At 34.8% G+C, this 11,795-nt stretch carries 12 protein-coding genes; 8 read left to right on the forward strand and 4 right to left on the reverse strand.

What is annotated here, in order from left to right; genetic code table 11:
- The first annotated feature begins 130 nt into the window (after window positions 1-130).
- The 3 genes from ACH2CJ_RS00545 (at window position 131) to ACH2CJ_RS00555 (ending at window position 3,653) form a co-directional block, all read left to right on the forward strand.
- Window positions 131-1,228: a Nif3-like dinuclear metal center hexameric protein gene (locus tag ACH2CJ_RS00545; protein WP_394990113.1), complete on the forward strand. Its 1,098-nt coding sequence runs from the start codon at window positions 131-133 to the stop codon at window positions 1,226-1,228.
- Window positions 1,229-1,269: 41 nt separating this feature from the next.
- The gene (locus tag ACH2CJ_RS00550) at window positions 1,270-2,010 is read left to right on the forward strand and encodes a zinc ribbon domain-containing protein (protein ID WP_394990114.1); all 741 of its coding nucleotides are present in this window, start codon (window positions 1,270-1,272) and stop codon (window positions 2,008-2,010) included.
- A gap of 128 nt (window positions 2,011-2,138) precedes the next feature.
- The gene (locus ACH2CJ_RS00555) at window positions 2,139-3,653 is read left to right on the forward strand and encodes a tetratricopeptide repeat protein (protein WP_394990115.1); all 1,515 of its coding nucleotides are present in this window, start codon (window positions 2,139-2,141) and stop codon (window positions 3,651-3,653) included.
- A 2-nt stretch (window positions 3,654-3,655) separates the two neighbouring features.
- On the opposite strand, the gene ACH2CJ_RS00560 is transcribed toward ACH2CJ_RS00555, so the two are convergent.
- Window positions 3,656-4,426, reverse strand: a complete 771-nt coding sequence (locus ACH2CJ_RS00560; RefSeq protein WP_394990116.1) for a biotin--[acetyl-CoA-carboxylase] ligase — start codon at window positions 4,424-4,426, stop codon at window positions 3,656-3,658.
- Window positions 4,427-4,543: 117 nt separating this feature from the next.
- On the opposite strand from ACH2CJ_RS00560, the gene rsfS reads away from it, so the two are divergent.
- Window positions 4,544-4,951, forward strand: a complete 408-nt coding sequence (rsfS, locus tag ACH2CJ_RS00565) for a ribosome silencing factor (protein ID WP_394990117.1) — start codon at window positions 4,544-4,546, stop codon at window positions 4,949-4,951.
- A gap of 95 nt (window positions 4,952-5,046) precedes the next feature.
- Window positions 5,047-7,092 (forward strand): ATP-dependent zinc metalloprotease FtsH, encoded by a 2,046-nt coding sequence (gene ftsH, locus ACH2CJ_RS00570; protein WP_394990118.1) that lies wholly within the window; start codon window positions 5,047-5,049, stop codon window positions 7,090-7,092.
- A 75-nt stretch (window positions 7,093-7,167) separates the two neighbouring features.
- Here the strand turns inward: ftsH and ACH2CJ_RS00575 are convergent, their stop codons facing one another.
- From ACH2CJ_RS00575 to ACH2CJ_RS00585, 3 genes are all read right to left on the reverse strand, one after another.
- Window positions 7,168-7,518 carry a hypothetical protein gene (locus ACH2CJ_RS00575; RefSeq protein WP_394990119.1) on the reverse strand — a complete coding sequence of 117 codons (351 nt, stop codon included), beginning with the start codon at window positions 7,516-7,518 and terminating at the stop codon, window positions 7,168-7,170.
- A gap of 39 nt (window positions 7,519-7,557) precedes the next feature.
- Window positions 7,558-8,418 (reverse strand): porin family protein, encoded by an 861-nt coding sequence (locus ACH2CJ_RS00580; protein ID WP_394990120.1) that lies wholly within the window; start codon window positions 8,416-8,418, stop codon window positions 7,558-7,560.
- 64 nt (window positions 8,419-8,482) lie between these two features.
- A complete protein-coding gene (locus ACH2CJ_RS00585) occupies window positions 8,483-8,905 on the reverse strand; it encodes a hotdog fold thioesterase (RefSeq protein ID WP_394990121.1) in 423 nt (140 codons plus the stop codon).
- A 172-nt stretch (window positions 8,906-9,077) separates the two neighbouring features.
- Between ACH2CJ_RS00585 and ACH2CJ_RS00590 the strand changes: the two genes are divergently transcribed.
- The 3 genes from ACH2CJ_RS00590 to ACH2CJ_RS00600 all read left to right on the forward strand — a co-directional run bounded on the left by ACH2CJ_RS00590 (window position 9,078) and on the right by ACH2CJ_RS00600 (window position 11,683).
- Complete coding sequence (locus tag ACH2CJ_RS00590; RefSeq protein WP_394990122.1) at window positions 9,078-9,713, forward strand: histidine phosphatase family protein; 636 nt, start codon at window positions 9,078-9,080, stop codon at window positions 9,711-9,713.
- 94 nt (window positions 9,714-9,807) lie between these two features.
- The gene (locus ACH2CJ_RS00595; protein ID WP_394990123.1) at window positions 9,808-10,890 is read left to right on the forward strand and encodes a sensor histidine kinase; all 1,083 of its coding nucleotides are present in this window, start codon (window positions 9,808-9,810) and stop codon (window positions 10,888-10,890) included.
- 52 nt (window positions 10,891-10,942) lie between these two features.
- Window positions 10,943-11,683: a LytR/AlgR family response regulator transcription factor gene (locus ACH2CJ_RS00600; RefSeq protein ID WP_394990124.1), complete on the forward strand. Its 741-nt coding sequence runs from the start codon at window positions 10,943-10,945 to the stop codon at window positions 11,681-11,683.
- Window positions 11,684-11,795: the final 112 nt, after the last annotated feature.

Consider the following 11,795-nt stretch of genomic DNA (forward strand, 5'->3'; position numbering starts at 1 on the left):
TATTGTAGAGCTAAACTTTTGCCGTAATTTTACGAGTATCAAACTTATGAATAATCTATGAAGACAATGTTGTTTTTATAGATTATTTCTTAGAAAAAAAATTGTTTTGAAAATACATTATGAAAATCCAATGACAATAAATGAAATATGCAACCATCTCGAAGACTTCGCCCCTTTGGCTTATCAAGAAAGTTATGACAATGCAGGCTTAATTATTGGCAACACAAACACCGAAATTACTGGAATTTTAGTAACACTTGATTCGACCGAAGAGGTGATTGATGAAGCCATTGCAAAAGGTTGTAATTTAATAGTAGCACATCATCCGATTATTTTCAAAGGAATAAAAAAACTCAATGGTAAAAACTATGTTGAGCGAACAGTTATCAAAGCAATAAAAAACGATATTGCTATTTATGTAACACATACTAATCTTGATAATGTGAGTGGTGGCGTCAATTTCAAAATTGCACAACTACTTGATTTACAGCAAGTTAAAATCCTCGCCCCTAAAAATCAGGTATTGATGAAGTTGATAGTTTTTGTGCCAATCGAAAATACGCAGACGGTTTTAAATGCTCTTCACGAAGCTGGTGCTGGTGTGATTGGCAATTATAGTCACGTGAGTTTTCGGGGGGAAGGTACTGGTAGTTTCAGACCAAATGCACAGGCAAATCCGACTATAGGTTCACCAAATATGCAAGAAAAAGTAAATGAAAATCGGGTTGAAGTAATTTTTCCTGCCTATATCAAAAATAGAGTTTTGGCTGCAATGTATCGAACACATATCTATGAAGAAGTGGCACACGACATTATTTTATTAGAAAATCAAAATCAAGAAGTTGGCTCTGGAGCAATTGGCGAACTTGCGGAAGCTTTGTCTGAAAAAGATTTTTTGCAATATTTGAAACAAAAAATGAGTGTTTCGGTCATTCGTCATACAAATCTATTAAGTAAATCAATCAAAAAAGTAGCAGTCTGTGGCGGAGCTGGTGGCTTCTTGTTAAATGACGCTATCGCTCAAAACGCCGATATTTTTATTACATCCGATTACAAATATCATGAGTTTTTTGATGCCGATAAACGCATTATTATTGCCGATATTGGGCATTATGAATCAGAACAATTCACAAAAGAATTGTTGAAAGATTATATTTGCAAAAAAATGTTTAACTTTGCAGTCCATTTGTCGGTAACACCCACAAATCCAGTAAATTATTATTATTAAAATGGAGTTTTTAAGAATAAATCAAGACGATAATAGATATTATGGAATTAACAGTTGCACAAAAATTAGAAACACTGCTTAAACTTCAAACAATTGATTCTCAATTAGACGAGTTAAGAAAATTACGTGGCGATTTACCTGACGAAGTTCGTGATTTGGAAGATGAAGTTATCGGTTTTGAAACTCGTATTGGTAAATTCAAAAAAGAAATTGACATCTTAGATTCGGAAGTGAATGCTTACCGAATGAATAAAAAAGATGCCGAAAAACTAATTCAGAAATACAAAGACCAGCAGATGAATGTTCGCAATAATCGTGAATATGATGCTATTTCTAAAGAATTAGAGCTTCAAGAACTCGAAATTCAGTTGGCTGACAAGCGTATCAAGGAAACTGAATTTAAGATAAAAAACAAAAATACTGAAATTTCGGACGTTGAAACTTCGATGGCCAATCGTAAGAAAGACCTCGAAACCAAACGCAAAGAATTGGATGTATTGGTTGCCGAAAGTCAAGAAGACGAAAAGAAACTTTCTGTTGGAAGAGATAAAGCTGCAGCAAATGTTGAAGAGCGTTTGGTAAATGCTTACAACCGTATTCGTAACAATGCCGAAAATGGCTTGGCAATCGTTATGGTAAAGCGTGGTGCATGCGGTGGATGTTTCAACATCGTTCCACCACAACGCCAGGCTGATATTAAAGACAAGAAAAAAATCATCGTTTGTGAACATTGCGGGCGTATCTTGGCAGATGTAGATGCCATTGAGATTTCAAGAAAATAATTAATTTTTTTGCTTAAAAATAGCCAAATTTTCAAATAAATATTGAAAATTTGGCTATTTTTGTTTCATTACAATCTTTCTTTATGTGGTCTTCGTAAGTGATAAAAACCTCAAAATTGAAATAATCTGTGTTAAAAAATATTCATACCTCTTTAAAATTTACGAAAGCTAAATCGTCAATTATTTGCTACTTATTTTTCACAGTCAATTGTTACGCTGCCGATTTCGATTTTACGCCAAATCTTCAAAAAGCTTATTCCGAAATTTTCAAATTAAGAATTCAATCTGGAAAAGATTTACTTGCCAAAGAAAAGCAAAGTCCATTTAAAATTTACTTAGAAAATTATGTTGATGTTATTGAATTATTAAATTCTGAAAATGAAGTAGCTTACGAGAAAATATTCCAAAAAGAAGATGAAAGGCTTGAATTGATTGAAAATCTGGATACTGGAGGCATTTCGCAAAAATCTCCTTACAATCGTTTTTTGCGAGCAGAAATAAAATTACATTGGGCTTTATTAAAAATCAGGTTTGGACACGAAGTAAAAGCAGGATGGAATGTCATTCAGGCTTACCGATTATTGGAAGAAAATCAGAAGCTATTCCCTAATTTTTTACCCAATCAAAAGTCTTTGGGATGTTTGCATGTTTTGTTTGGCTCTGTGCCAGAAAACCAAAAATGGATAACCAAATTCTTAGGTCTTAGAGGCAATATTCAACAAGGAATGAACGAATTACGACAAGCCGCTAAAGATAAAACTTGGGGCCTTGAATCTAAGTTTTGTACGTTTTTCATTCAAGCTTATGTATTAAAATTTGATGAGAAACAAAACACAGAATTACTACAACTGATTGATAATCAATCAGATAACTTAAATTTATTTTTGATAGCAACTGCCGTTTCGCTTAAAGAAAACCATACAGAACAAGCCATAGAATTATTGAAAAAATTTCCGACTGATGCAGCCTACATTTACTTCCCAATTTTTGAATTATACAAAGCCGAAACTCAACTATTCAAGGACAATTATACCCAAGCAAGCACTGCCTATTTAACCTATTTAAAGAATTTTAAAGGCAAAGGTTTTGTGAAAGATACCTACTACAAACTGTTTGTATGTAACTGGCTTGCGGGCGATGAAAAAAAAGGAAGATTTTACCTTACAAAAATTCCCCTGAATGGAAATGTCCTTGCAGAATCGGACAAAGCTGCTCAAAAATTTTATGAAAACTACATAAAAACCAATATTTTGCCCAACAAAACGCTCTTAAAACTTCGTCTTGTGTTTGATGGCGGTTATTTTGAACAGGCTGCAAAAGATGTAGATAACCTTTCGGAGAAAAATTTCACAAACACCAAAGACCAAGCCGAATTTGATTATCGAGCTGGTCGTATTTACCAAAAACTTACGCAATACGACAAAGCAATTAGTTTTTTTGAGCAAGCCATTAATCTAACTGATGGTCAAGAATGGCATTTTGGGGCGAGTTCATCATTGCAATTGGGCTATATTTTTCAAGCAAAAGCTCAAAAAAGTAAGGCAAAAACCTATTTTGAAAAAGCAATTTCGTACAAACGCCACGAATACAAAACTTCAATAGACAATAAAGCTCGTGCTGCTTTGACCGAAATGGGGTATTGATCTCAAATTTCAAAAGATATTTCCTTAAAATCAAAGAATTCAATTTCGCCGTTGACTGACATAATTAAATGCCCAGTTGGTGCGATATCTATAATTTTTCCTAAAAAACGCTCGCCATTTTTGCTAAAAAAGTGCGTTTCTTGATAGCGATACAAAATTTCAAGATAAGTTTCTTTTTGCTTTGAATAATGCCCGTTTTTTAGTTGCAAATAATATTTTTCAAGGCTTACGCACAATTCGCCAATCAGTTTTTCAATATCAAATTCGCCTAAATTTTGCGTTGCTAAACGAAGCGAAATTGCTCGATTATTGGTTTCAGCAAAACTTAACTGGTTGATATTCAATCCAATACCAATGACCGAATAGGCAATTCTACTCCCAAAAAGTGTATTTTCGATTAAAACACCGCCCATTTTTCGGTCGCCTACGTATATATCATTAGGCCACTTAACTTTCAAATTATTTGGTAAATATTGACTCAGAAACTCATAGATTCCGAGCGAAATTGCAATGTTTAATCTAAACTGTTCGGTAGCACTCAAAAAGGCGGGTTTCAAAATAAACGAGGCCGTAATATTCTGACCAGGCAAGGCCTCCCATGAGTTTCCACGCTGTCCACGCCCAGCGGTTTGGTCAGACGTTATGACAATTGTACCATCAAAAACTTGTTTATTTTGAATTATTTCAGCGGCAATATCGTTAGTTGAATGACAACTTGGCAGATAAATCGTTTTTTTGCCGAGAAATAACGTTTTGGGTTGAAAATTGTGCAACTTTACAGTAATTTAGCGTTTTATAAAACGTATTTTAAAAAATATTTTTTCGTGATGTTCGTACAGTCACTATTTACAAAGCGAACCGCTCACAAAATTAACCGAAGATAAGATTGAATGAAAGAAATTAAAGAACTTTCTGGTGATGAATTAAGTCGCTTAGTAGTACAGGGAATGTTAGAAAAAAAAGCGGCAAATATTGTAGTAATGGATTTGCGAAAAGTAAAAAACTCCATAACTGACTTTTTTGTTATTTGCTCTGGAAACACCGACACACAAATTGATGCAATTGCAACTTCTGTTGACGAAGAAGTTTTTAAAGCCTCTAGAATAAACCCTTGGCACCAAGAGGGTAAACAAAACAAGGAATGGATTTTGCTGGACTACATTGATGTAGTCGTTCATGTTTTCAGAAAAGACCGTCGAAAATTCTACGATTTAGAATCTCTATGGGGTGATGCCGAAATTTCGCAAATAGCCGAAAGTATGGAGCCTGAGCCTGAAAAACAAATGATGTTTAATTAATGTTGTAAACATTGAGCCTTTACAGCGTTCAAGACTCTGTGAAGGTTATTTTTATACAAATAACTGTTACATTAAATTTTGAAAAACTAACGAAAATGGCTGACAACAACAGTAATGAGTTTCCGAAAAGAAAACCATCAAGCAACAGTAATGGTGGCTTGCAAGGTTGGATAGTAGCGGCAATTATCATGGGTATTATAGGCTTTTTACTTTTTTCGAGACAAGCAACTCTTGCTCCTATTAAGTACAAGCAACTCGAACAAATGATTCTGCAAAAAGATGTTGAAAAAGTGGCAGTAGTAGAAGGTAACCGCAGCGTTGAGGTTACGCTTACTCGTGATGCTCTCCAAAAACCTGAATACAAGAAAGAATTAGGCAATAATCGTTATAATGCTGGTGGTCCTCATGTAAAAATTGATGTGGTTTCGGTCGAATCTTTTATGAACGAATACCGTGAGTTTTTGAAAAGTCCACAAATTGACGAGAATTATCGCCAAACACTTTATCCCGAAAGCGTTGAACGACAAGACATGATGAATATGGTTTGGCAATTGCTTCCATTTATTGTTGTGCTTGGTTTAATGTATTTTTTGATGAGCCGTATGGCAGGTGGTGGCGGTCCAGGCGGACAAATTTTCAACATTGGAAAGTCAAGAGCCGCATTATTTGATGCCGATAGCAAAGTAAAAATTACTTTTAATGACGTTGCTGGCTTAGAAGAAGCCAAAGAAGAATTGCAAGAAATTGTAGATTTCTTGAAAACTCCAAAAAAATACACTGAATTAGGCGGTAAAATCCCGAAGGGAGCATTACTTGTAGGCCCTCCAGGAACAGGAAAAACTCTTTTAGCAAAAGCCGTTGCAGGTGAAGCAAGCGTACCATTTTTCTCCCTTTCAGGTTCAGACTTCGTTGAAATGTTTGTGGGTGTAGGTGCTGCTCGTGTACGTGATTTGTTTAAACAAGCCAAAGAAAAAGCTCCTTGTATTATCTTTATTGATGAGATAGATGCCGTTGGTCGCTCACGAGGACGTGGTTCAATGCCAGGTGCAAACGACGAACGTGAAAATACGCTAAATTCATTGTTGGTTGAAATGGACGGTTTTGGTTCAGATGCTGGAATTATCATTCTCGCTGCCACTAACCGACCAGACGTTTTAGACCCAGCATTGATGCGTCCAGGTCGTTTCGACCGCCAAATCAGTGTTGATGTGCCAGATTTAGTTGGTCGTGAAGCAATTTTCAAGGTTCACATGAAGCCTTTGAAACTTTCTGACAATATTGATGTAAAGAAATTGGCAGCTCAAACACCTGGTTTTGCAGGTGCTGAAATCGCCAATGTTTGTAACGAAGCAGCCCTTTTGGCAGCTCGCCGTGGCAAACCATCTATCGAAATGAAAGATTTTCATGATGCTATTGACCGTGAAATTGGTGGTTTAGAAAAGAAAAATAAATTAATTTCGCCAGAAGAGAAAGAAATTGTGGCTTACCACGAAGCAGGTCATGCAGTAGCAGGTTGGTTCTTAGAACATGCCAATCCGTTAGTAAAAGTAAGTATCGTACCTCGTGGAATTGCAGCTTTAGGTTATGCACAATATTTACCAAAGGAACAATATTTGTACCGCACTGAGCAGCTTTTTGACGAAATGTGTATGACTTTGGGTGGGCGTGCTGCCGAAGATGTAGTTTTTGGAAAAATCTCGACAGGTGCGTTGAGCGACTTAGAGCGTATTACGAAGAGTGCTTATGGCATGATTAGTATTTATGGTATGAATGACAAAATCGGAAATGTTTCGTTTTATGATTCAAAAGGTCAGGGCGAGATGTCGTTTACAAAACCATATTCTGAAGATACAGCCAAAATCATTGACGAAGAAGTAAAAAAATTGATTCAAAGTGCGTATGTTCGTACAAGAGAATTATTGATGGATAAAAGAGATGAGTTAGAGAAAATAGCTCAGGAATTACTAAAAAAAGAAATTCTTTATCAATCTGACTTAGTTGATTTAATTGGTAAGCGTCCTTTTGAAAAATTGACAAATTATCAGGAATTCATGGACAAGATTGATACACCAACTGAAGAAAATGTTCCAATTGTTACTGCTGGTAGCAGTTCACCAAGTGATAATCAACAAATCAGTTAGTAGAATTACGCATTCATAAAAAAAGGTCATCAATTAGTTGATGACCTTTTTTGTACCATTATTTTACATAAATTACTATTCAATAAAATGCCAACAAACACCAGCAATGTCAATTAAAATGACTTCTTTGCCATAAGGTTGTTTCGTTGGTAGCCCTAATCTGACTCCAAATTTTTCTGGCAATTGTTTTTCAGTTACATCCTTCCAAAACTCCTCTACATTACTTACCCTTACACTTAGCATTAAGTTTTGTGCAAATTCGATATTATCATAGCTCTGCAAGATGAATTTACATCCGTCTCTTTCAAAACCTACAAAGTTTCCATCATCCCAATTGATTTTAAAACCTAATTCTTGAAATAGTTGTTTAGAACCTTCAAAATTACTACCTGATGGAACAAATGGCTCAATTGATAAAAATTTCATACGATATAGTTTTTTATGATGCAAAAAAATTAAAAAGACTCAACGAATCAAACCCAGTGTAATTTGAAATAAACTCGGCAACATCTGAAACCTTGAAGGGTTACTTGAAGGGCCAAGTTCGTAATCTACGGCATTTGAAAGCCCTTGTTCGTAACGTCCTTCAATAAAAATATGTTTGAATTCAAAGCCAATTCCTGCGTTAATACCAAAGGCTGGTTTAGTAAATAATTCTTTCTTAAAATCGTTTGCCGTATAAATTTGTAAAGTTTCTTCTAATTCCTTGTTAAAATTCAGTGGAAAACTCATTAAAGGGCCCGCAAAAACTCGTCCTTGTCGAAAACGAATACCAAGAGTTAAAGGAATATCAACAGTCGTGTAAGACGCATTCACTCTTTTGAAAAGCTTTCCATCGGATTGTAAAATATCAAACTTTCCTCCTTTTTTTGCATAAATAACTTCTGGCTGTAAATAAAATGAGCCACGTGTTATACGAACAAACACGCCACCCAAATATCCCATCACTGCTTGGGTATTATTTAGAAAATTATCTTTAATAAATGGTGTTTGAGGCAAGCCCGATGATGTTACCCTAACAACATTAGCCACATCTTTCAGATTGAAACTTCCAAAACTTAATCCTCCACGAATTCCTGATTGAAATTTCACAACATCTCGTTTATATTCGGCAGCATAACTCAGTGTAGTATCTTTCTCTATTTCTTTTTTATTTTTCTTTCGATTTTTAGCGTTCTTTTCATCTTCAAAAACAAATTGTTTTAACTTAACAGTGTCTTGTTTGATTTGTACAGAATCTTTTTTGACCTTGACCGTATCTTGTTTTATTTGTGCCAAAAGTGTAGTAGAAATAAAGCTCAATAGTAATAATAGTATTTTTTTCATCTCAAATTTGATATTTAACATGGGAAATTTGACAAATAGCTTACAAAAATCAAGCCATAATCAATCATTTTACGTCAATAATTGCTACAGTAAAACGCACTACACAAACTAATTTATCTTCTTCTGATGTAATTTTTATATCCCAAATATGAGTAGTTCGTCCGATATGCAAAGGTGTAGCTTTGGCATAAACCCAGCCACTACTCACGCTTCTTATATGATTTGCATTAATTTCCAGTCCCACGGCACGTTGAGTAGTTGGGTCAGTTAAACACATAAAAGATGCCACACTTCCCAAACTTTCGGCCAAAACTACCGATGCACCACCATGCAAAATACCAAAAGGCTGTTGAGTTCGGTGGTCAATGGGCATTCGAGCTGTAATATAATCTTCTCCGATTTCTAAATATTCAATTCCAAGATGCTCGTCCATAGAATTATTACCAAAAGACCGTATTGCGTTGAAATCCAAATTTTTACTAAACATTTTATTCGTATTAAATTTTTAACTGAATATAAGATGAAAATTAATTCTTATGAAAAATCACCCGAATGATTAAATCAGTGGACTAAGTTTTTGTAATTTTGTGACAAATTTTAGTTTTAAAACTTAAAACTAAGGTTTGTTTTAGAGACTTTCAATTTTAAATACTGATATTTTGCTTACCAAAACAATTTACTTAATTCGGCACGGTGAAACTGAGTTCAATCGAATGGGAATCGTACAAGGGAGTGGCATAGATTCTGACCTTAATGAAACAGGGATTTTACAAGCCCGTGCATTTTTTGAAACTTATCGACATATTGTTTTTAATAAAATTTATACCTCTCAGCTTCGCCGTACGGTTCAATCTGTTCAAGAATTTATAAATCTTGATACTCCTTTCGAACAGCATGAAGGGTTGAACGAAATCAGCTGGGGAGAAAAAGAAGGTAAAGTTCCCAATTATCTCGAAGACAAGTTCTACTTAGAAGTAATTGCCAATTGGGGAAAAGGGAAAACCGATATTCCTGCTGCACCATTGGGCGAAACTCCCGAAGAAGTAGTAGCTCGCCAAAAACCAGTTGTTGATATTATTTTGTCTCGTCCAGCAGAAGAAACTATTTTGATAGCCATGCACGGTCGAGCCATCAGAATTTTATTAACTCATATACTCAATCGTCCCTTGTCTGATATGGATGCCTTTGAGCATACCAACCTTTGCTTATATAAACTCGTATATTCATATAAAGAAAAAACTTTTCAACTCGAAATAGCCAACGATGTTACTCATTTAACACTACTTTCGGCCTAAGAATACTTCCGTTTATCGAATCATATTTCCATTGATGTATAAATGACTTATCTCTGGAAAAGTTTTTATAGTTTTATATGTAGGAAATAGAATAATGGATAAAAATAGACTATATTGGTTTTTTCAGGTTGTTGGCTGGACTTTATATTTCTGCAACGAAATATTTGTTTATACAATAGAATACGGTTATGAAAATCAATTAATTCTCAATGCTTTTGCAAATATAGTCATTGCTATTTTATTAACTCATGCCTTCAGATTTATCGTAAAAAAATATAATTGGATTTCTCACCCGCTTTCTCAATTAGCTATTCGGGTATTAGTTGGTATTTTTGTTATGACTGATATTTTGGTTGCTCTCAACCTTCCGTTAGATGCCAAATATACAGGACAATTACTCACAGATACGCCTATTTTAGCTATTGAATATTTCATAAATTTGGCAAAACCATTATTGGTTTGGGTACTTATTTATCTTTTTTATCATTACTCTGAAGAAAAAGGTCAAAAAGAAATAGAGGGCTTAAAACTAAAATCTTCAATTAAAGAAACTGAGTCTAAGATTTTGAAAGCTCAAATGAACCCTCATTTTATGTTTAATGCCTTGAATAGCATTAGGGCATTGGTAATAGAAGACCCAACCAAAGCTCAGCAAGGTATTACACAATTATCAAATATTTTGCGTAGCTCGCTCATTGCTGATCGCCGTACTACAATTTCCTTAAAAGAAGAATTACGCACTATTGAAGATTATCTTGCCCTCGAAAAAGTACGCTACGAAGAACGACTGCAAACAAAATGGGTTGTTGATGCTGATACGCTCGGCATTCAAGTTCCGCCGATGATGTTACAAACTTTGGTCGAAAATGCAATCAAACATGGTGTACAGAAAGCTATTGGATGGGGATTCATCGAGATAAATACAAGTTTGGTTGACAATAAACTTTATATCAAAATACGAAATACAGGTCAGCTTTTCAGTACCGAATCTGATTCAGAATCTGGTGGCTTTGGTCTAAAAAACACAGCCCAACGCTTAGATATTTTGTATGGAAATGAGGCTTCATTTAAAATTTATCAAGAAAATAGCCTAACCGTTTGTGCAGAAATTACAATTCCAGAAAAAAACAATGACTATAAAAATAGTACGCTGGCAAATGCAGAATTGAAAGGATAAATGTTAATAATAATTCGTAAATTCATTAATTTACCAATACACAAATAATATAATGAAAGCACTCATCATTGATGACGAACGATTGGCACGCAACGAATTGCGTCGTTTATTAGAAAATTTTCCAAAAATTGAAATTATAGGCGAAGCTGCCAATGCCGACGAAGCATTAAATCTGATTGATGAACTATCTCCTGACTTGCTTTTTTTGGATATTCAAATGCCAGGAAAAAATGGTTTTCAATTACTCGAAGCCATCGAAGGAAAAGTACCAGAGGTTATTTTTACAACTGCTTATGATGAATATGCACTAAAAGCCTTTGAGTTTAACGCCCTTGATTACTTGATGAAACCCGTTGATATTCAGCGTTTGTCTGAGGCCATTCAAAGAGTCGAAGAAGAGCAAATGCACGAAGTTGAACGAAAAGAAGGTATTAAACTTTTGGGTGAAACAGACCAAGTATTTGTGAAAGATGGTGAAAAATGCTGGTTTGTAAAACTTGGAAAAGTTCGTTTGTTTGAATCAATGGGTAACTATGTACGTTTGCATTTCGACGACCAAAAACCAATGATTTTGAAATCATTGAATAGCCTCGAAGAACGCCTCGACCCTAAAATCTATTTTCGAGCCAATCGTAAGCATATTATCAATTTAGCTTGGATTGATAAAATCGAACCATGGTTTTCGGGTGGACTTTTGGTTACGCTAAAAACTCCTGAAAGAGGTACAAATATCGAAAAAATTGAAATTTCTCGCCGTCAGGCAATCAAATTTAAAGATTTAATGAGCCTTTAGAAACCATTGATAGAATTGTTACGACTCAGGTTCTACCCTGAATTAGTTAAATTGAATAAAAAGTATTAATCTTACTTCATCTTGTTAGATATAGAAATCATATCGAAATTTG

Source organism: Emticicia sp. (genome assembly GCF_043780375.1).
GTDB lineage: Bacteria > Bacteroidota > Bacteroidia > Cytophagales > Spirosomataceae > Emticicia.